Here is a 20,715-nt window from a genome sequence, read left to right as displayed (position 1 = left end):
ATGAAAAAAACAATCACATTACTCTTAACCCTTACTACAATGAGTGTAGGATTAAACGCACAAACGTTGCAAGAAAAACTAGCTGCTAAAATTTTAGAAAAAACAGGAGTTGCTAAGAAAATGGAAGATAAGGCAAATGCTACATCAACTCCATTAGATCCGAATGTTAGTAATTCAAAAATAGGAATGACATGGGAAGATAAAGAATATGATTATTTCAACTCTTTAGGACAACCGGATGGTTACCGAAAAGTAAAAATAGAAAAAGCAGGAGATGAAGTTACTGCTGTCTGGATAGGTACCATGAAATATGTTCCAGATGAAAAGGGTAAATCTGATTTTGTACGATATTTCATCAGAGAAAAAGATGCTCGTTTTGCTGTTGGATTTACCGAAGAGAGAATTCTTATTTATCAAGTGCATAATGGAGGTACAACGCTTAGTAATAATGGCTCTGTAAATAAAGGCGCTACGAAACCTGAGTTTGCGCAATTTTTGAGTTATGTAGAAAGTGCAAAAACAAATCAAGAAGCCGAATTAGCGGCTTATGCAAAAAATGAATCAGCAGCAGCAGATAAAGCGGCAGCCGTGAAAAAAGAAAAATGGTCTATTGAAGGGAAAAAAGTTTCTAAAATTGAAATTATTGATCTTGATGCAGCTCATTCAAAAGGTTACTATAGATCTTTTTCTTTTCAAATGAAAGCAACACTTGCCAACGGTAAAACAATTTCTACTCGTGATGGTGGTTTTTGGTCGGATTATGAAATTACTTATGCAAATGCAGATATAAAAAACAAAACCATTCAGGATACAAGATTTGTAAAAGATGACAAAGTGATTATTACTGTAAAATCAAAATTTGATTCAAAAATAGTGGCTACTGCTGATTTAGTAATGGATTATAGTGAATCATTAACCATGGATTTTAACTCTAAGAACTGGGGGAAATCGGGTACGCCTATGAAAATAGAAGCTAAACAAAGAAAACATGCAGTTACCGGTAAAGATGTTATTATGCTTAGAGTAACAGATTTATCAGGTTGGGCACAACCAAAATACTTGATCATTGATGCAAACCAATCGCTAATTGTATGGACAAAAGGACATAAAGGCTATAAAACTGCAGGAAATGGAAATGAAACTGGACCAGGAGAAAATGGTGGAAATGGTGGAGATATAACTGTTTACAAAGATTCAAATGTAACAAGTTTAACTGTAGAATACACAACAGATGGTGGAATCGGTGGAGCAGGAACATATGGTTACAACAGAGGAAGCAATGGTAGAGATGGAAAATACAAAGAGATAATAAAAGCAGTTAACTTTTAATTTGTAAAAAATAAGACGCGCTGATCGATAGTCCTATTTGATACAATTCACTAAAGTGTGTCCGTCATTATTTAAGGGGGTTGGATTTATCATCTAGCCCCCTCTTCATATATGGTTTAAAATTATTGCCGAAATTTCTTGTCCTTGTCTAACTTTTCAGGATAAACACTATTTGGAAGCGGACAATGATTTACTTAAACAGGTACTCATGACATTTCAATATGATATGGATAACGGAAGAACCCCTTTATGGCGTGATGATTTAGCGGATAATTTCTACTTGGCCATTAAGGTCTGGGAGATAAAATTATACAGCGTAAAGTAAAGCTTGTCTATTATACTTGAAAAGAAAAAACACCTATTCACCTATAAACCATTAGCATTTCGGCCGATCATTCCTATGGTATTTTGCGTGGAAATATGACTGACCATTCATGAAATAACTTGCCCACGCTGGAGAATTCTATGGAGTTAATTTCAGTAAACAGTTTATCATGAAAAGGAAAATTTTATCACAAAAATTCAACTTTGCAATTACGCGCCAGCGTTTTAATTCTCGATAGATTGCGATAAAGAACAATAAAATAATTAGTTTAGCGAAACCATGCTAGGTCACCATCTAATTAGATTGTACTAAGCACTAACCATAGAAATATAGCCCAGTGACGGGCAATAGCCCTTAAAACAAAACTTAATTTTAATAATTTATATTTAATAAAAATGAAAAAAATAAACCTCGCAATGCTGATCACGCTAATGAATTTTAGCGCATTTTCACAATGGAATCCATTGAATATTAATTCAGGTACAGCATCTTTAAATGATGTCACGTTCCTAAATGCAGATACTGGATTTGTAGTTGGAGGTAACTGGTCTGCACCAAACTCAGCATATTTTTATACCAATGATGGCGGAACCAATTGGAATACATCAACTATTTCAACTTATGCATTACAATCCATTCAATTTTTAAATGACACCTTGGGATTCATTTCAACCAGTCAGGCTACGCCCATGGATTTGTGTTACAAAACCATTGACGGTGGTGCAAACTGGACAAGTTTTAATACTGCCCTTTACAATGACGGTAAAATATATTTTAAAAGCATTGATAAAGGTTTTCATTATTCTCCCAGCAATGGGGATGATGTAGCTTTTACTTCAAATGGAGGTACTTCATGGACGCATTACGCGAATGGGACATTCGGTGGAAGTGGCATTAAAGACATACAATTTCCAACGGGAAGTAGTGTTGGATACGCAGTAACAGCATGGGGTGGTGAAATATACAAGACGATTAATGATTCCACATGGACGCTTTCAGGTCAACCTACTTCACAAACTTATAATTCGGTTTATTTTGTGGACGATTTGACTGGTTATGTACTGGGTACAGATACTATTTTGAAAACCATAGATGGCGGTGTTAACTGGTCGATTGCTAATGCGAATCAAGGAGGTTTGGATATTTATTGTGATGACGCCAATAATTGCTACGTTTTAAGTTTTAATACTATTTTAAAAAGTACGGATGGTTGCAGTACGTTTAGCACCATGTCAGGAATTACTGGAAGTCTTAATTCTTTTAACTTTATAGAAAATACAGCATATGCCGTAGGTGATGGTGCTTACAAACTTGGGGGAACCAATTCCATTGCTGAAACAGCAATGGCGCGTGGAATTAATGTTTTTCCGAACCCAAGTAACAATGCAAACTTTAGCATTGACATCCCCAAAACACTTTCCAGTGAATTAACTATAAACGTTTATAGTCTTGATGGCCGAATCGAATTTCATCAACAAGCATACAGTAACGGTACGCAACTTAAAGTTGAAACTAATTTACTGAATGGACTTTATATTATTGAATTAACAGATGGCATTAATAAATTTAATTCAAAAATTCAGATAGATAAGTAAAGTTACCCAATAGACCATAAATAAAGGCTTTTCAAATACTATCCTGCGATAAAATCAACGACACGGTGGTTAATTAAAATCTTTTGAAAAGTAATAAACCGACAGGATAATACTTTTTTATGGCCTTGGGTTTTCCTTATTATTCACCTGTAGCAATGCGCATATGAAACACATTTTTATCATTGGACTATTACTTTTTGCAGGTTCAGCTTACGGACAGGCGGACAGCTTGAGATTACCTGTTGACTCCACAAGTACTGCTACACCTGACGACTTGGGTTATCAGGTTTTTATTGGCATTAAAGCGAATGACTTACAGCAGGTTGTTAATTTGGCTTTTACCCAAGCGGAAATGATACAAATAAAGAGAATTGCCAAAGTACCTGAGGTATATATTCAAAAAGAAATTAGCAACGCAAACCAAGAACACCCTGGCGAAACAAGAGTACGTGTGGTTAAAGTGCCTGAAGATTTTGCAGAAATAAGACGTTTCTGGGGGAGAAAACTAAGTGCTGCTCGTTTGGAATGGGATCAAGTTTCGTTTGTAAAATGTCATTACAAAATTATAGCGGAAAATAACATTGAACACACAGATATACTGGTTCAATTAAAGATTAACAACGAAAATCTATATATTGAAATAGAAGCCACTAAAACTGTTGCTGGTCAATGGAAAATAATTGAAGACATGACTTACAAAGTAAACGGTGAAGCCTTTATTGAATCACTTAAAAATTAATTTTTATCGGCATAAACGAGCAAAAAGCGAGTATAAAACTTAACTTTCGGTGAAGGCCAATTCATAAAAATTCAAACAACATGTATCGCTTCAAATCTATTTCTACAATTATTTTTCTATTAGTATTGCCCCTGGTTTCAATCGCACAGCCATCCAATTTAACCCAGGAGTATTATCAAAATAAGCAATTAAAATCTACAGGAGTCCTCACAAACGAAATGAAAACAGGCGTTTGGACGTATTATTTTGAAAACGGAAAGGTTAAAAGTACTGGAAAATACAAAAAAGGCAAAAAAATAGACACTTGGAATTACTTTCACAAAAATGGCTATTTAATTGCCAAAACAACTTATTTCGATAGCACTGACATGCGCATTGCTCGATTTTACGATAAGGAAGGAAACCTTTCTACCATAGCCAACTACAGTAGTGATGTTATAAAAGAAGGAAAATGGGAGTCTTTTTACAAAAACAAACAAGTACAGGAAATTGGGAATTGGAAAGCGAACGCCAAAGATGGTGTATGGAACTACTATTACGAAAATGGACAATTAAAGGAAACCACACACTATAAAGCCGGTGAGCTTGAAGGTGAATCTAGCACCTATTACGAAAATGGTAAATTGCAAGAGACTGGTTTTTATCTAGAAAACAAAAAGTCGGGGCTGTTTAAGCTTTATGACGAAAACGGGGCTTTAGACAAGGAAGGGAGTTACGAAAATGATTGGCGAGTTGGCGATTGGATTTGGTATTTGGAAGATGGAACAGTTTTCAAAACCGTGAACTTTGATCCAGTAGATGACGTGGTAGAGATCATTGACCTGTCAAGCCCCAATGATGGGTTTGACTATTACGATAACGGTCAGATAAAAAATAGATTTACCAAAGATGACCGTGGGAAATTAAATGGAGCCTGGACTTATTATTACGAAAATGGGCAGATAAAAGAATTTGGGATTTATAAAAATGACCAGCAGATTGGAGACTGGAAAAAATACCACAGCAATGGAACCGTTTTTGAAACCACCTTACACGATAGCGAAGGAAATATTATTGAAGTAAAAAGGTACCATAAAAATGGAAAACCGGCTAGAATCGGTAAAGGAAATGGTCCAACTTACCGTTGGATACAATCCTATGATATAAATGGCGTATTGATTGATTCGAATACCACCTCATTTAAATGGATGACCTACAATCGTGAGGGCGCACCTTACCGCAGTGGCGCATATAAAAACAAAGTGGAGGACGGAGATTGGGTGTGGTATTACGACAATGGCCAAATAGATTTTGTTTTTACCAAGAAAAACAATGAAAACGTAGCCTTAAATTCGTTTTATAAAGATGGCAGTAAAAAGGAAGTTTCTACCTACGAAAACGAGTTGAAAACAGTAGAAAAAATATACTATCAAAATAGCAATCAACTAAAACACATCAAAACTTACAAAAACGGCAGCAGAAACGGAAAGTGGACGGACTATTACGAAGATGGCGCAATAGCTGAAGTGAGCAGTTACGCAATGGGAAAAAAAGATGGTGTTTGGCAAGCGTTTGATCCGGATGGTAAATTGATAAAAAAGGAAGAATACAAACTCGGAGAAAAAGTGGGTATTTGGGAATTTTATCGAGAAGGTATTATTTGGGAAAGGATTAATTGGAAAAAAAACATAGTCATTACCTATGACGAAGCAGGTGAAATCGAAACTACCGAAAAGATTAATTTCTAAGTCGAATTAGCCTATTTTTTCTGGCATTTTAAATGCAGACCATCACCTAATAAATCTTTATTTATATGATAACCGTCATATAATTTTTGGACCATAATGATTAAATTTATCCACAATTTAATTTCCTATGGAAGACATGATTTTATACGATAGGTTGCAGTTTGCATTCACTATCACATTCCACTATATTTTCCCACAATTGACGATGGGTTTATCCTTATTAATTGTGTTTTTCAAATGGAAATTTCTTAGGACTACTGTTGAAAAGTACAACAAAGCGGCAAAGTTTTTTATGAAAATATTTGCCATTAATTTTACTATGGGGGTAGTGACAGGGATACCAATGGAATTTCAATTCGGAACCAATTGGGCAAAATTTTCTGAGTTGACAGGCGGAATAATTGGTCAAACCCTAGCCATGGAGGGGATGTTCTCTTTCTTTTTGGAATCATCCTTTTTGGCACTCTTTATTTTTGGTGAAAAACTAATGGGACAAAAACTGCATTTTTTAACTGCTTTTTTGGTTTTCCTCGGCTCTTGGGCCAGTGGCTGGTTTATTTTGGCAACCAATGCTTGGATGCAACACCCAGTAGGTTACGAAATATTAGAAAATGGAAAATATGTGTTGAATAATTTCTCCGCAATTTTTGGTAATCCTTGGTTAATACCTTCCTTTTTACACAATCAAATGGCTTCGGTGGTTACCTCCTCTTTTGTAGTGGCAGCCATAGGGGCTTTTTATATTTTAAGAAACAAGCAAGTTGAATACGGAAAGTTGTTTCTTAAGACAGGAGTGGTTTTTGGATTAATCGCTAGTTTATTGGTCGCTTTTCCTACCGGAGATTGGAATGCAAAAAACGTAGCCAAATACCAACCAGCTGCTTTTGCAGCCATGGAAGGTATATTTGAAACCGAGGAAGCAGGTGCTGAAATTGTACTGGTTGGACAACCCAATATGGTGGAGAAAAAATTAGATAACAAAATTGCGGTCCCCAATATTTTGAGCTTTTTAACTTACCAAGAATGGGATAAACAAATCCCGGGGATGGATCAGTTTGAAGCAGAAGAATTGCCAGATAACATTCCGGCCCTGTACTATTCTTATCACATCATGGTCGGTTTGGGCACTATATTTATTGGCATAATGGCATTGGCTTTGTTCATGATGTGGCGAAAAAAATTATTCACTTTTAAACCATTGCTTTGGTCGATTATGTTTTTGTTGCCTTTCCCATACATTGCCAACATCACTGGTTGGTACACGGCCGAACTGGGCAGACAACCCTACTTGGTGTATGGCTTATTAAAAACAAGTGAAGGGGTCTCCCCTACTGTGTCGTCAGGAAATACCTTGTTCACCTTAATGGGCTTTATTGCATTGTATATGCTACTCGGCATCTTATTCTTGGTTTTGGTAGGAAAAACTGTTAACGAAGGACCAAACACTCAAAAACATTAAATATGGAATTATTTTGGTATATCACAATCGCAATCGTATTGACCGTATTCTTTATTTTAGATGGCTACGATTTTGGAGCGGGAATCATTCATTTGTTTTTTGCTAAAGATGAAAAAGACAAAGCAGTAATCACCAAATCTGCTGGCTTGTTTTGGGACTCTAACGAAGTGTGGCTCGTGGCAGCTGGGGGCATGTTATTTATGGCTTTCCCCACGTTTTACGCTTCCGTATTTAGCGGTTTTTATCTGCCCCTCATTATTGTGCTTTGGCTTATTATTTTTAGGGCAATTGGACTGGAGTTTAGGGGACATTTTAAATACCAAATGTGGAAAGACATCTGGGATAAAGCTTTTGGTGTTTCTAGCTTATTACTTGCCTTGTTTTTTGGTATTGCATTAGGCAACATCATACGCGGCGTAAATTTAGGCGGATTTGAAAATGGAGAATCGGCTTATGAAGCCCATTATTTTTTCTTGCCTTTGTGGGATGGTAGTTTTAGTCCACTTACCCAACACCCTGGTGTGATTGATTGGTTTACCATTATCATTGGACTAATTGCAGTGGTTACTTTGGCTATTCACGGTGCCAATTGGATTATTCTGAAAACAAATTCATCCATCAACACAAAACTAAAATCGGTTATTTTCAAACTGAATATTGCCCTTGTGGCTTTGACCATTCTCTCCTTAGTCGTTTGGCAATATGTCAATCCAACTTCATTGACAAACTTTGAAGAAAGACCTTACCTTATTCTATTTCCTATGGTTTATACCGCCGGTTTAATTGGCTTATTTTTTATCAAAAAACTGAAAAAAGAAGTGTACGGATTTATATTTTCTACCTTGGTCATTGTGGGTGGCATTACCTCCTCATTGGCCTCTATTTTCCCCGCTATCCTCCCCTCCACTAATGCGGCAAACGAATCTCTTACCATTTACAATACCGCTGCAGAAGATTACGGATTGTCGGTTGCATTATCTTGGGCTATTGTGGGTGTAATTTTAATAATTGTGTACTTTTTAGTGCAGAAAAAATTAATGAGCGGTAAAATAGACGACATGGATTACGGCCATTAAAGCTTAACAGATGACGGCTACTTTAATTTCACTTTTAAGCATATTAATGGGTATTGTTGGGGCAAACCTATTTGGAGTATTTTATAAAAAGTACTCTTTTGGACTCGTAGGCAATACCATTGCAGGTGTATTTGGCGCCATTTTCACCATCAAATCCTTTGGACGCTTGGGCTTCAACCCTCATTTTATCCTAGAAACAACCACCGTAAATTATGGCTTATTGGCACTCAATTTGTTGCTATCATTCGTCAGTGGTGCCGTTGGCTTACTGCTGATTGCAAAACTAAATCAGAAGTTTAATCCAAAAAAAGAAAATTAACCTACTCGTATGGTCGCTTTGTGGTGAATGGGAAAATTACAAGAATTGGCAATAAAACACAATTCATTTGCCTTGGTATGCAATTCTTTAGCCAGTTCAATATCCTTAGCATTTTGTAGGGTAACCACAGGATTCAGTGCCACACTTTTAAACCTCCCTCCTTCTCCAACGACTTCTAGTACGCCTTTCGATTTATCGGTATACGACAGAACCGCTATGTTATGCTGCGCGCAGACGTACAAATAAGACATCATATGGCAAGAAGTAAGTGCCGACAATAACAAGTCTTCGGGGTTCAATAAATTGGTGTCTCCTTTAAAGCTTTTGGCAGCCGACAGTTCCAATAATTCTTTATCCGCTATTTTCACTTCGTGATTTCTACTGTAGTTTCTTGGGTTTTCGGTATTTTCTCCCGGATTGAGTTCCCAGAATAATTCCGCTTCAAAAATTTGACTAAAAGACATAAGGTTTGTTTAAAAAATAAAGGTACACAATTGCCTTACAAGTCTAGCTGATTTACTTTTTTTAGCCCCTTATTTTTTGCTGGACGAAATAAAAAAATAAATCCTTCATTTTACTGCTGTTTACCTATTTACAATGGTTAGATTTGAATGAAAGGAAACTACAAAGCTGAAAGCGATTTAATGCAATAAACTTTAAATTAGCACAATGGGCTTGTGGTGAAATTAATATTTAAGCGCATATATTGTCAACCGTTAATGAAACCCCAATGAAGTATATTCAAATTCTTTTACTTTTATTACTTTTCCAACAATGCACCGAAACAATTGCGGATAAGGACAAGTACTTTCTGGATAGCGCAAAAGACGAACGATTGGCCAATATCTATGTCAATATTTTTATTGGAGACAATAATTCAGATCCCGAAAAATTTAAAGTGATTCACTTGGAGGTATTTGATCATGGAAAAAAGAACAATAAGAATACCATTTTAATAAATAACCAAGCCTTTAATTTAGCAACCGTAAAAAGTAATTATTACACGACCTATTCGTACTACCAATTAAGTGAAAATAAAAAAGAGAGGGATTATTTAATAGAAATAATTTTAGCAGACAGTTCAAGGCATCAATTAGCCTATATAAAGCCGAGACAGGATTATACGGATATAGACTATGCGGTGCCAAAAAAATTTACTGCAGCTGAAAATCTAAGCTTAACATGGGAAGGCATTTATGTTCCAACAGTTTTAAATATTAAAAAAGAAATCTACGACAAAAAATACGCGCATGCCCTTCACCGCAATGCTTACCAGAAAGATTATATCTATAACCATGAGCTGACCACAAAAAATGGCAGTTATATAGTAGATAAATCGGCTTTTGAAGATTCCTTAACAGTTACCGTCGGCTTAAGCATTAGTTTTAGAGTAAGAGAAAACGGCGCCATCAACCCCAGCTTGCAAAGTGGCAGTCAATTTATTTACGAAAATGAAGTGCTGTACCAATCCATACTGGATGAGTAGGGAGTTTGAAAATAAGTTAATAGCATTGCTGAATGAGTAGACATGTAGTAAATTAAAACATAAATAATTTTAAAAATGAAGACATACGATACCCTTGTAATCGGTGGTGGCCAAGCCGGACTTGCTACCGCATATTTTTTAAGGCGCTACAAGTTAGATTATCTTGTTTTAGATGATCAAGCGCAAACCGGAGGGTCCTGGTTGGGGACTTGGGACAGTTTAAAATTATTTTCACCGGCGGCATTTAGCTCGCTACCGGGCTGGGCAATGCCACAAGGAGCAGCAGAATATCCGGGTAAAGCAGCCTTCATTTCTTATTTAAATGAATATGAAAAACGGTATAACTTTCCGGTACAACACCACACCAAAGTACTGTCCGTAATCCAAGAAAATGAAGGCTTTGCCGTAGCCACCAATAAAGGTACTTTTTACAGTAAAACATTGGTCAGTGCTACCGGAACTGCACAACATCCTTTTATTCCAAAATATCCAGGTCAAGCCATTTTTGAAGGGGAACAATTGCATTCTTCTGGGTATAAAAATGCCGACAATTATGCCCATAAAAAGGTATTGATTGTAGGTGGCGGAAATTCTGGTGCACAAATTTTAGCCGAAGTATCAAAAGTTGCGCATACCGAATGGGTCACCAGGAAAGCACCTCGTTTTCTGCCAGATGATATTGATGGTCGTTATTTGTTTAATGAGGCGACCAGTAAGTTTTTAGAAAATAAAGCAGACCATCCTGACATCAAAAAACCTTCTTTGAGTGAAATAGTAATGATAGATTCGGTTAAAGAGGCTCGAGCACGCGGTGTATTGCATGCCAAAAGACCATTTAAAGCTTTTTATGATAAGGGAGTTATTTGGGAAGACGGTACCAAAAGTGCATGTGATATTGTAATTTGGTGTACTGGATTTAAGGCCAATTTAAACCATTTAAAAGACTTGAATATCATCAATAACAACAGGATAGAAACGGAATATACCCGTGCGAAACATATTCCCAATTTATGGCTTGTGGGTTATGGCAGTTGGACAGGCTTTGCTTCTGCTACCATATACGGCGTAGGTAAAACAGCAAGACAAACCGTGCATGAAATTGTAGATTATTTAGCCTAAATAGTAGTAGCGCAAAACAGCCAAAAAATTACCCAGCATAAAAAAAGACGCAACAACGGCATGCGGATGTTACATCTGATTTTCTGTATGATTTGGCAGGTTACCCTCTTGTTTGTTATTTTGACCTAGCAGGAAAGAGTTGCTGATCCATACTGCGATTATAAATGGTATTCTCATGGTTTGTATTTGTTTTATTCTGCTTTACAAATTTAACCCCAAGGGCTTTTCTTTTCATGGACTATCGTCAAGAAGTGAGCAAAAATGCACGAATATGCGATTCCCATTACAGCTTTTTCCTTTAAACCACAGCGCATCCAATAAAAAACCAATAAATAAAAGCTAGTCCATTAATTTTTAAGGGATTGTTTATTATATTTGTCTGCTTAGTTGTTTATAAATGTTTATTTTAAACTAAACATTTAATAACAAGTAACAAATGCTTAAAAACGGTTAAAACAAAGCTAACTAGTCGATAACAACAATTTTGTTATTTACATTAGTGTGTTTTACTCGGTTGTTATGGTTCATAAAAAATACCCTTATGATTGATTTAATTCAAGCTGAATTGGAGATACGAAGAATCCTAAATGTTAGATATTCGAATATTAAAACAATTGACATTTACACAAAAAGGTTTATGGACTTTGTCAGGTATTATCCTGCAACGGAACCAATTGATATTAAGGAAGCAGAATTAAATGCTTATATTAAAGTCATTATTAGCAAAAAGAGTTCACGTAGTCTAATCATGCAATTTATTCAAGTTGCGGAGTATTATTTTAATCACATACATAAAAAAAGTTTTGTGATTTATAGACAAAACATACCTAGTGCACGCGAAAAAGAGATTAATACTCTAGAACAGGAGCAGGTATTTCTAATGATTGACAACTTCGAAAATATGAAACATAGAATCATTTTTGTCTTAGTGTATTCATGTTGTTTAGAATTAACTGAGTTGTTGAATCTAAGAGTTTCAGATATTAATTCAAAGAAGGAACCTTTTTATCTCCAAGTTAGAAATGCTAGTGGAGATGTTGTCCGTAAAGCGAGTATATCACCAAAGATTATTGAGTATTTAAATGAATATTGGCAAACCTGCATAACCAAACCACAGGAATACTTGCTTGAAGGACCTGAAGCAGGAAAAAAATATGGAAAAACAAGTGCTGAGAAAGTAATTAAGAAGGCTTTTGAGGAGAATGGAATGGTCAGTGCGTTCGTAGTGAAAACTCTAAGAAGAAGTTATATGGAGCATATGGTTAGTTTGGGTATTCCAATTATTTCCATTCTTGAGAAGTTAGATGTCCATCATTTTGACAGTATAAAAAAATACACGCGAGCTATTCATGGTTCTGTGAAAATAGACTTTACGCCGCTTGACAAGCTTATTGGGAAGCCGAAAATAAACGAACCTGAAATTGAGGATTTAGAACAACTAGTATTTACCTTAAATTCAGAAGATGAAAAAGAGTATTTATTAGAAGCGATTCAATGCTTTAGGGCAGGAGCATTAAAAGCGGGGATTGTTTTTTCATGGTCATCATTTATTCGTATTTTACAAAACAGATGTGAAAAAAAAGGGTACAAAGCAATAAATGAGGCTTCGGCTAAATTAAAATTCAGAAAGAAATTTGAAAAAATATCTGACTTTGAGTCGATTAAAGAACTGAATTTACTGAAACTTGCATTCGAATTGAAGGTAATCTCAAAACATCAACTTTCTCAAATGGAAAATAATTTGGATTTAAGAAATCATTGTGGTCATCCTAGTTCCTACAAACCTGAAATAAATAAGGCAAAGGCATTCATTGAAGATTTGGTTAATATTATTAAAAACGAACCATAACAACAAGCAAATTCCATAGCTGTTTCGTACCTTACAGCAACGTAAATTTGCTCAAACGTTAGGGAGCAATACAAAAACTAAAGAGAGCTAAAATGAATTTATCAGTAAAGTATAGGGCAATTAAAGAGATAAAATTTAAAAGTCCTATTATCTTACCTTTGGTAATACTTGCAATGTTGCAATTGTCGGCGTGTAAAAAAAAAGTTGGGTGCACAGATGCATCTGCAGTGAATTATAACGAGTTTATTGATTCTCAAAATGAAGACAATTCATGCTTTTATATTTCGGAATGTTATGTAGAAGTATACGAAAGTTTTGTCAATAAAATGTTAGATGAGGGAGCTGTTAAGATTGAACTTCTGCACGAAGATTCAATATATCCTATTTACGATTCCGCTGAAACATACAACATACAAAATTACGCAGATCTGTTTACATTCTTTGTTTTGTCATCAGAGGGTAATAAAAAGCATGACACAACAACTTACGAATTAGTATCATATATAACCCAGGGGGATGTACTTACCTTGCCAGGAAAGATTGATTGGATTGGAGGCCTCATTTCAAAGGTTATAATTGACTAGTAAGTCTATAAATTATGAGAAAAGAAATTATTATTTCAATTATACTATTTATTGCTTTTACCGGTCTTAGTCAAACAAAAAGAATAACTACTGGAGATGGGAGCTTAACAAAGGAATTGATTTATGAAGATGACCCTTCAGTTCTGCCTAAATGGGAAATAAATATACAACCTTTCAGTATAGGTTTAAGTCCAAATTTTATTGGAGCATATCTTGAACCAAGATATAGATGTGAGAACTTGTCTTTTTCTATGCCACTAATGTTTTCATATTCAAAATACGATTTAATTCCGGCCTATAACGACACTGTGAGAGCAATAGATTGTAAGCTATTGGGTCATTATGAATTAACAAGTAAAGAAAGCGTAAAGGAAGAGATCATAACCATAAAAAATGATAGCATAATTTGGAGAAATATCAATAGGAATAAACTTAGTAGTTATTACGGAGACTTTGGAATAGGGTATTGTCAATCAGGTTCATCTTATCAAAAACACAAGATATATGGACCTACTATTTCATTTGACGGCGGTGCAATCAGAACTTTGGAATTAATTTTCGGATTTAGTAGGGAAAAGTCAAAAGCAATTCATCTTCAGATTGATAGTGTTTCAATTTCTCAATTTAGAATTAATCGATTATATGTAAATGGGACTTTAGGATTAGTCAATGAGTTTGATATGTATTTTTCGCAAGGATACTCTTATAATGCTGCCGCACTTCAGGATGCTAGGGCCTCAGAATTTCTTAAATTTATACCTTTTGGTTGGAGAATAGGATATTGCTTTAGTAAAAGCATAAAGCATTCATCTAGTGCTTTTACTTTTGGAATTGAAACAGGCCAAAAAGCACGCTATAAACAGATAGGTGTTGGTATATTAGGTTGGACAAGTAATCCTAGATCATACAGTAACACGCTATATATTAACATAAGATTTGGATTTTCATTTGGAGGAAAAACAAAATATACACGGAAAAAAGCACCTAACAACGGGTAAATTTCATAGCTGTTATATACCTTACAGCAACGAAAATATGCTCAAACGTTAATTAAATATTAATGAAATCAAAATATTATTATAGTTTCATATGCCTCTTTTAGCTTGTTCTAATAAGGAAGTAGCAGAAATTGAAAATGACCAATATTTGAAAGATTCAATGCTAACCGTTACCTCAATATCAGAAAAACCAATAAGTGAGTTTACATTATCGGAAACTGAAACCACTAGAAATGGCGACAAAAAATTTGGTTTAAAAGAAAATAACTCTTTTTTGTACGATCATGTAAATTCAAAATAAAGTAAATAGATAGTATATTTATAATTTACGAAAAGCCACTATAAGTCACAGATTAATGGCGTTTTTTTGGTTTAAAAACCTTTTTATGAAACAATTAAAATTATTATTAATTATAACCTCATTGCAGGCCTGGTGTGTTTTTAGCCAGGGAGACACTGTTGAAATTGATGTGTTTGAAGGGGAGATTAAAAGAATAATCTTAGAAGACAACCCATCAGTTTTACCTAGATGGGAAATAAACGTAAAGAAAGTATTTTGCAATCAAATATCAAGAAACTATTTGGGAGTTCATTTCGAGCCTAGATTTCATTTAAACAATCGACTTATTGTTTCTGTTCCATTACAAGCTGCAGGTGATTTTAGTGGTAGTGTATTATTAAATTGGATGTTTAATAGTAAACAGAAATCGAAGAATAAGAAAATTATGTTAAATTATTGGTCTGAAAGTGATTCACTTATATATTTGAATCAACGAGTTTTTACGAAGACTAGATATTTGAATTCACAATATTTATATTTTGGGTTAGGACGTTCTCGGTTTGGTTATTCTTCTAAAAATAATAATATAACCACAACTGTAGTAAGTAAGATTGATGATGTGCACTTAGGAGCAAGTTTTGAAAGGTCAAGGGCTTATAAGGCTGTAGCTATAGATAAGTGTTTCTTTAATTCAACAATTATCATTCACAGATTTAAAGTTAACTTTACTTATGCTCTGAGCAACAGTCGGTCATATCTTTTTTTAAATAATTCTTTGAAAATTACAGGTAATGAAATTTTTAGTGATTTTGAGTTTAATCCTTTTGGATGGAAATTAAGTTATGAATATCAAAAAGGATTTAGAAATTACACAATTAGTTCTTACACATTAGGTCTTGGTGTTGGCCAGTTTATTGGCTTTGGTTTAGGTAATTCTGAACCTGTTATTTTTAACCATATTAATCAGTACAAAATAGATTATATCACTCCATATTATTTCAAGCTTAGCATTGGACTTTCTCTTGGAGGGAGGACGCTTTATTCTAAGCCAAAGTGATAATGTCCTGAAAAGTATAATTTAATTTTTTGAGGTATCGCAATTAGAGGATAGGATTCGATAAAAATATAGAATGGCGATAAAGACCGTGATTTTTGGATGGCCCTTCGAAGATATAATTCACTGTCATATAAAATAACGGCATGTAATGGCTCACAGTTAATTTCTTCTTCGATTGTCAGTAATTCAACCTTTTCATAAATTCGGCCTTCAGTTACTTTTTTAAACGATTTAAAAAAATGGGTCAATCAATAACAAGCAATAAAAGTAACGCAATAATTTGTGATTCGATTTAAACCTGAATAAAGCAGAAAATAATTAAAAGTAACAAAACCTATATTTCATTACTGTTTCGTACCTTACAGCAAGGAAAACATGCTCAACCGTTGTAGCTAATTGATATGAAACTGGAATTAGATAAATACAGAAACAGACTATTTGATATTTTATTAAATGAAAATCATCATTGTAGATTTGTGGAGTTTATTGAGGAGCTTCATAAAAATACATTTTCGAAAAAAGAGATTTACGAATTGTTTCTTGAATTCCATAAAGAAATTCAAATTGATACTAGAATAAATAATAATGAATCAGTTTATAACAGATTGAGTGATTTTATGGATGGGTTTGTAGATCAAGGAATGAGTTTTAAAATACTCCCAACTGAATCTTATAAATAATAAAAACAATTGAAATCATAACTTTAGCGTTTCTTGACTTGAATGTAGCAAATAATTGTGTTTTAACACTTACAAAGAAAGAATATGAGTGAACCAAGGAATCATCATTACGTATCACAAGTGCTTAGTAAAAAATTCTTATCATCAGAAGGGAAAATCTATAAATACAATCGAAATAGCACTTATCACGTATTTCAAATTAAAAATTCAACCAAGAAACTTTTTTCTGAATATGATTTAAACTCGCGAAAAGAACATTCTGGAGAAATTGACCACAGTTCTGTTGAAACATTATTAAATCAAAATTTTGAAAATGATTTCAACATACATTACGACACAGTAGTAAAAGCAATAAATTTAAAAATCGGTTTAGAAGCCACAATACCGAATTATGATGAAGTCATAAATTCCTTGGATTATCTTTTATGGATGGCTTTAATTGGTCAAGCAAGACATCCAAAAAAAATTGAATTAAGAAATAATGCTATTTGGAGTACATTATATAAAATGGCTGAACTCGCAACAGATGAGCTTAAACATCAGATTTATGCACTTTATAATAACCGATCTGATTTAAGGAATAAAACTCCAATTAATTTTAAAGAATTAAAAGATGGTATTAAAGAACTTATGGGTGAAGTTACATATTCAATCAACTTAGCTCCTGAAAAAGACTTTTTTATGCTTCCAGATTCAACAGCCGTAGTTGTAAGGGTGAAATTACATAATGATATTTTAAATGATAAAATTTATGTAAATAATTCTGAACCAATAGCGTCAGTACTAATGCCTATAAATAGTAAAATACTTATTTCTGTAACTTCAAACAGAATAATTCCCAAAGAACTACAGGTTTTCGGGCATGGTATTTATGATTTAGAAAGTGAATTGGTTAAAGCTTTTAATAAAGTAATTTTAGATAATTCATACGGTGAAATTGCCTGCGAAAATGAGAATTATTTAAAATTATTCATAAAAGATTTTGGGTAGAATTACATTTTAAATAAAAAACAACAAGGAAAACTAGCCACACCAAAACCTATATTCAAATTCCATTTACCAATCAGTTATTTAGTTATCTGAAAGTGCGCCAATACATTGTATAGAATAATTAAAATGACTAGTTTAGCTAAACAATGTCTTGGCGGTTATCTAATTAAATTTCTGTTAAGTAAAGCAAACAGAAACATAGCCAGTCGTATGGCATTAAAACGAATCAAGTAACAAAAAATAATAACTGAAAATAATATGTTTGGAATTAAACACATAAAATTTGACTCAATGACTTATGTTCTTCATTTTAAAAATGGAAACATAAAAAGAGAAGGAAGAGGACTATCATTTTTCTATTTTGCACCTAATAGTTCAATAGCGGCAATTCCAATGGGAAGTAATGACTTGCCATTTGTTTTTAATGAATCTACAAATGATTACCAAACGGTAACAATTCAAGGACAAATAAGTTATAAAATAAACAACCCAAAAACATTAGCAGACGTTCTAGATTTTACGGTTCAGGATAACGGACAATACAAAAAGAATGATATTGAGAAACTGAATCAAAGAATAATCAATGAAGCACAGACTGCAACTTCTGCATACATTCACGGAATAAAACTGAAAGAAGCAATACGTTCTGCAAAAGCAATCGAAGAAAATATTACAGAAGGACTAAAATCTTCTACAGCAATTGGTATGCTTGGAATTGAGATTCTTGGTGCAAATATTCTTGCCATTCAAGCAACCCCAGAAATGGCAAGAGCATTGGAAACTGAAACACGTGAAAAACTGCAGCAAGAAGCTGACTTGGCAGTTTATGAAAGACGAAATTTTGCAGTTGAGCAAGAACGAATAATTAAAGAATCAGAACTAAATACAGAAATTGCGGTTGAGGAAAAACAAAAACAAATAGCAGAAAAGAAAATGGAATCTGATGTTCAAAAGGCTGAAAACCAAAGAAAATTGAGGGAAATGCAGTTGGAAGCTGATATTTCAGTTGAAAATCAGCGTAAATCGCTTATTGAACAAAAAACAGAAAATGACAAAAAAGAAGCGGAAACAAAGGGTTACGTATTAGAGACAACTCTAAAACCATATAGAGATATGGATTGGAAAACTTTGACTGCTTTAAATAATAATTCTGACCCAAGATTTAATATTTCACTCGCATTTAGAGAGTTAGCAGACAATGCTGAAAAAATTGGTAATTTAAATATTAGTCCAGACTTATTAGATTCAATTCTAAACGAAAAAGGAACACCTAAAAAATGAGTTTTGAGTATGCAATAATCGTAAAGAGTAAAACTCGTTTAGAATCACTAATAGAAAGATTTAATACAAAGGCTCAAGCCAAGTTCTACATAGAAAGACTTGGAGGAAATTTTGATGAGTATGAGATAGAAGATGAGATCTTTAAAAACTCATTAAATTCTTTACAAACACAACTATCAAAAGTAATTAAAAACAAAACTATTGACAGACAATATGTTTCTTCTTATATTTTTTCCAAGAAGAATATAATAATTGTGATTGGTCAAGATGGACTTGTAGCAAATACAGCGAAATATTCTGACAATCTTCCCATAATTGCCGTAAATCCAGATATTGAAAGATATGATGGGATATTGTTGCCTTTCAACACAATGAATTTTATTCAAGGAGTTGAAAATGTGCTAACTAATAAGTTCAACTCAAAAATTATGAGTTTTGCCGAAGCAAAATTGAATGACGGTCAAAGATTGCTTGCTTTTAATGATTTATTCATTGGTGCTTCTTCTCACGTTTCTGCTCGTTATAAAATATCATTCAAGAACAAAACGGAACAACATTCATCAAGTGGAATCATCATTTCAACTTCCGCAGGTTCAACAGGATGGTTGAGTTCAATTTTTAATATGGCTTATGGTGTTACTAATATGTTTGAAAAAAACCTGACACTTAAACAGCCAAAACTAAAAGAGAAGGATTTACTTTTTGCTGTTAGAGAACCGTTTAAAAGTATTAGAACTCAAACAGAAATGACAGCAGGAATTATCAGAAATAACACCTTAACAATAGAATCATTTATGCCAAATAATGGAATAATATTTAGTGACGGCATTGAAAAAGACTTTTTAAATTTTAATAGTGGCTCAATTGCGACAATCGGAATAGCAAAAGAAACAGCAAACATAGTAATGAATAGCACCATACAACAATAAATATAATTAGTAGCCACCTATCGGCAGGTTAATACTCATATTCAAACATTAGTAACCATTAATAATGAAAACACGCTTGTTGATTATATCGCTTTGTTTTGGTTCTTATACTTATAGTCAAGATGTGAATAAAAATTTTCTGGGACTGCAATTTGGAGGTCAATCTATAGTAGGGTTTTCATATGACAGAACCATACTTCACCAAGGGAAATTACTACTTAATGGAGCAACCGGGGTTGTACTTAATGAATATGCAGACGACCAAGATCCTTTAGATCGGCCTATTTATGGCTTGAATTTAGGAATGATTGCGCTTTTTGACTTCAAATATGTTTTTATTGAAAGTGCGATATATGCTTCACCATATTTTTACAAATCATTTACTTTTATAAATTATTATACTTGGTTGGGTTTAAGAGTGTCTTCAAAAAAAACAAGCGGTGGATTTGCTTCTGTTGGATGGACTCCTTCCTTACATTTTTCAAAAACCCCTCCGAACCATTATAATAACGTTCAAATTGGAATTAAAGCAGGTTTTAATTTTTAATAAAACATATATGCAAGCCAAGTATTATTTTACCCCCCCCTAACCTCTGTTGGAACGTTAAATTAAACCGCAGGCCATCCAATAAAAAAAAGCTAGTCCATTAATTTTTAAGGGATTGTTTATTATATTTGTCTACATAACTGTTTACAAATGTTTGTTTTAAACTAAACATTTAATAACAAGTAACAAATGCTTAAAAACGGCTAAGGCAAAGCTAACTAGTCGATAACAACAATTATGTTATTTATATTAGTGTGCTTTACTCGGTTGTTAACTACAAGCGCAAGTAGGTAAAAAAGGGTTTAAAAAACCACAGCACCCCACAGTTTTCGGTAGACAATTTCCA

General features: G+C 33.9%; 20 protein-coding genes. 19 read left to right on the top strand and 1 reads right to left on the bottom strand.

Annotated features, from left to right (window positions below):
* The 7 genes from DNU06_RS15505 (at position 1) to DNU06_RS15475 (ending at position 8,569) form a co-directional block, all read left to right on the top strand.
* Complete coding sequence (locus DNU06_RS15505; RefSeq protein WP_111064414.1) at positions 1-1,329, top strand: hypothetical protein; 1,329 nt, start codon at positions 1-3, stop codon at positions 1,327-1,329.
* Between the two features lie 720 nt (positions 1,330-2,049).
* Positions 2,050-3,249, top strand: coding sequence for a YCF48-related protein (locus DNU06_RS15500; RefSeq protein ID WP_111064413.1), 1,200 nt, complete (start codon positions 2,050-2,052; stop codon positions 3,247-3,249).
* A gap of 163 nt (positions 3,250-3,412) precedes the next feature.
* Positions 3,413-3,988, top strand: a complete 576-nt coding sequence (locus DNU06_RS15495) for a hypothetical protein (protein ID WP_111064412.1) — start codon at positions 3,413-3,415, stop codon at positions 3,986-3,988.
* Positions 3,989-4,068: 80 nt separating this feature from the next.
* Positions 4,069-5,715 (top strand): toxin-antitoxin system YwqK family antitoxin, encoded by a 1,647-nt coding sequence (locus DNU06_RS15490; RefSeq protein ID WP_111064411.1) that lies wholly within the window; start codon positions 4,069-4,071, stop codon positions 5,713-5,715.
* Positions 5,716-5,842: 127 nt separating this feature from the next.
* Entirely contained in the window at positions 5,843-7,174 is a 1,332-nt protein-coding gene (locus DNU06_RS15485) for a cytochrome ubiquinol oxidase subunit I (RefSeq protein WP_111064410.1), read from the top strand.
* A gap of 2 nt (positions 7,175-7,176) precedes the next feature.
* Complete coding sequence (gene cydB, locus DNU06_RS15480) at positions 7,177-8,250, top strand: cytochrome d ubiquinol oxidase subunit II (protein WP_111064409.1); 1,074 nt, start codon at positions 7,177-7,179, stop codon at positions 8,248-8,250.
* Between the two features lie 10 nt (positions 8,251-8,260).
* Positions 8,261-8,569 carry a hypothetical protein gene (locus DNU06_RS15475; RefSeq protein WP_111064408.1) on the top strand — a complete coding sequence of 103 codons (309 nt, stop codon included), beginning with the start codon at positions 8,261-8,263 and terminating at the stop codon, positions 8,567-8,569.
* Here the strand turns inward: DNU06_RS15475 and DNU06_RS15470 are convergent.
* The gene (locus DNU06_RS15470) at positions 8,566-9,033 is read right to left on the bottom strand and encodes an OsmC family protein (RefSeq protein ID WP_111064407.1); all 468 of its coding nucleotides are present in this window, start codon (positions 9,031-9,033) and stop codon (positions 8,566-8,568) included. The two genes, DNU06_RS15475 and DNU06_RS15470, sit on opposite strands and share 4 nt — an antisense overlap.
* 266 nt (positions 9,034-9,299) lie before the next feature.
* Between DNU06_RS15470 and DNU06_RS15465 the strand changes: the two genes are divergently transcribed.
* From DNU06_RS15465 to DNU06_RS15410, 12 genes are all read left to right on the top strand, one after another.
* Positions 9,300-10,055, top strand: a complete 756-nt coding sequence (locus DNU06_RS15465; protein WP_111064406.1) for a hypothetical protein — start codon at positions 9,300-9,302, stop codon at positions 10,053-10,055.
* A 75-nt stretch (positions 10,056-10,130) separates the two neighbouring features.
* Complete coding sequence (locus DNU06_RS15460) at positions 10,131-11,174, top strand: ArsO family NAD(P)H-dependent flavin-containing monooxygenase (RefSeq protein WP_111064405.1); 1,044 nt, start codon at positions 10,131-10,133, stop codon at positions 11,172-11,174.
* Positions 11,175-11,715: 541 nt separating this feature from the next.
* Entirely contained in the window at positions 11,716-13,023 is a 1,308-nt protein-coding gene (locus DNU06_RS15455) for a tyrosine-type recombinase/integrase (RefSeq protein WP_111064404.1), read from the top strand.
* Positions 13,024-13,115: 92 nt separating this feature from the next.
* Entirely contained in the window at positions 13,116-13,607 is a 492-nt protein-coding gene (locus DNU06_RS15450; RefSeq protein WP_111064403.1) for a hypothetical protein, read from the top strand.
* A gap of 14 nt (positions 13,608-13,621) precedes the next feature.
* Positions 13,622-14,605 carry a hypothetical protein gene (locus DNU06_RS15445; protein WP_111064402.1) on the top strand — a complete coding sequence of 328 codons (984 nt, stop codon included), beginning with the start codon at positions 13,622-13,624 and terminating at the stop codon, positions 14,603-14,605.
* A 91-nt stretch (positions 14,606-14,696) separates the two neighbouring features.
* On the top strand, positions 14,697-14,906 hold the full coding sequence (locus DNU06_RS15440; protein WP_111064401.1) for a hypothetical protein: 210 nt from the start codon (positions 14,697-14,699) through the stop codon (positions 14,904-14,906).
* 85 nt (positions 14,907-14,991) lie between these two features.
* Positions 14,992-15,942, top strand: a complete 951-nt coding sequence (locus tag DNU06_RS15435; RefSeq protein ID WP_146239275.1) for a hypothetical protein — start codon at positions 14,992-14,994, stop codon at positions 15,940-15,942.
* Between the two features lie 401 nt (positions 15,943-16,343).
* The gene (locus tag DNU06_RS15430; protein ID WP_111064399.1) at positions 16,344-16,622 is read left to right on the top strand and encodes a hypothetical protein; all 279 of its coding nucleotides are present in this window, start codon (positions 16,344-16,346) and stop codon (positions 16,620-16,622) included.
* Between the two features lie 84 nt (positions 16,623-16,706).
* Positions 16,707-17,612, top strand: coding sequence for a DUF4238 domain-containing protein (locus DNU06_RS15425; protein ID WP_111064398.1), 906 nt, complete (start codon positions 16,707-16,709; stop codon positions 17,610-17,612).
* Positions 17,613-17,870: 258 nt separating this feature from the next.
* On the top strand, positions 17,871-18,893 hold the full coding sequence (locus tag DNU06_RS15420; RefSeq protein WP_111064397.1) for an SPFH domain-containing protein: 1,023 nt from the start codon (positions 17,871-17,873) through the stop codon (positions 18,891-18,893).
* On the top strand, positions 18,890-19,822 hold the full coding sequence (locus DNU06_RS15415; protein ID WP_111064396.1) for a sugar kinase: 933 nt from the start codon (positions 18,890-18,892) through the stop codon (positions 19,820-19,822). Before DNU06_RS15420 ends, DNU06_RS15415 begins: the two co-directional genes overlap by 4 nt.
* 64 nt (positions 19,823-19,886) lie before the next feature.
* Entirely contained in the window at positions 19,887-20,369 is a 483-nt protein-coding gene (locus DNU06_RS15410) for a hypothetical protein (protein WP_111064395.1), read from the top strand.
* Positions 20,370-20,715 lie beyond the last annotated feature (346 nt).

The sequence above is a fragment of the Putridiphycobacter roseus genome (genome assembly GCF_003234935.1).
In the GTDB taxonomy this organism is placed as follows: Bacteria; Bacteroidota; Bacteroidia; order Flavobacteriales_D; family Crocinitomicaceae; genus Putridiphycobacter; species Putridiphycobacter roseus.
Note: the sequence above shows the minus strand (reverse complement) of the source record. Positions and strands in the feature narration are given on the sequence as shown.

Bases quoted from the DNA above. Each gene is read 5' to 3' on its own strand.
- DNU06_RS15505 (WP_111064414.1), top strand. From the start codon at position 1: ATGAAAAAAACAATCACATTACTCTTAACCCTTACTACAATGAGTGTA.
- DNU06_RS15500 (WP_111064413.1), top strand. From the start codon at position 2,050: ATGAAAAAAATAAACCTCGCAATGCTGATCACGCTAATGAATTTTAGC.
- DNU06_RS15495 (WP_111064412.1), top strand. From the start codon at position 3,413: ATGAAACACATTTTTATCATTGGACTATTACTTTTTGCAGGTTCAGCT.
- DNU06_RS15490 (WP_111064411.1), top strand. From the start codon at position 4,069: ATGTATCGCTTCAAATCTATTTCTACAATTATTTTTCTATTAGTATTG.
- DNU06_RS15485 (WP_111064410.1), top strand. From the start codon at position 5,843: ATGGAAGACATGATTTTATACGATAGGTTGCAGTTTGCATTCACTATC.
- cydB (WP_111064409.1), top strand. From the start codon at position 7,177: ATGGAATTATTTTGGTATATCACAATCGCAATCGTATTGACCGTATTC.
- DNU06_RS15475 (WP_111064408.1), top strand. From the start codon at position 8,261: ATGACGGCTACTTTAATTTCACTTTTAAGCATATTAATGGGTATTGTT.
- DNU06_RS15470 (WP_111064407.1), bottom strand. From the start codon at position 9,033: ATGTCTTTTAGTCAAATTTTTGAAGCGGAATTATTCTGGGAACTCAAT.
- DNU06_RS15465 (WP_111064406.1), top strand. From the start codon at position 9,300: ATGAAGTATATTCAAATTCTTTTACTTTTATTACTTTTCCAACAATGC.
- DNU06_RS15460 (WP_111064405.1), top strand. From the start codon at position 10,131: ATGAAGACATACGATACCCTTGTAATCGGTGGTGGCCAAGCCGGACTT.
- DNU06_RS15455 (WP_111064404.1), top strand. From the start codon at position 11,716: ATGATTGATTTAATTCAAGCTGAATTGGAGATACGAAGAATCCTAAAT.
- DNU06_RS15450 (WP_111064403.1), top strand. From the start codon at position 13,116: ATGAATTTATCAGTAAAGTATAGGGCAATTAAAGAGATAAAATTTAAA.
- DNU06_RS15445 (WP_111064402.1), top strand. From the start codon at position 13,622: ATGAGAAAAGAAATTATTATTTCAATTATACTATTTATTGCTTTTACC.
- DNU06_RS15440 (WP_111064401.1), top strand. From the start codon at position 14,697: ATGCCTCTTTTAGCTTGTTCTAATAAGGAAGTAGCAGAAATTGAAAAT.
- DNU06_RS15435 (WP_146239275.1), top strand. From the start codon at position 14,992: ATGAAACAATTAAAATTATTATTAATTATAACCTCATTGCAGGCCTGG.
- DNU06_RS15430 (WP_111064399.1), top strand. From the start codon at position 16,344: ATGAAACTGGAATTAGATAAATACAGAAACAGACTATTTGATATTTTA.
- DNU06_RS15425 (WP_111064398.1), top strand. From the start codon at position 16,707: ATGAGTGAACCAAGGAATCATCATTACGTATCACAAGTGCTTAGTAAA.
- DNU06_RS15420 (WP_111064397.1), top strand. From the start codon at position 17,871: ATGTTTGGAATTAAACACATAAAATTTGACTCAATGACTTATGTTCTT.
- DNU06_RS15415 (WP_111064396.1), top strand. From the start codon at position 18,890: ATGAGTTTTGAGTATGCAATAATCGTAAAGAGTAAAACTCGTTTAGAA.
- DNU06_RS15410 (WP_111064395.1), top strand. From the start codon at position 19,887: ATGAAAACACGCTTGTTGATTATATCGCTTTGTTTTGGTTCTTATACT.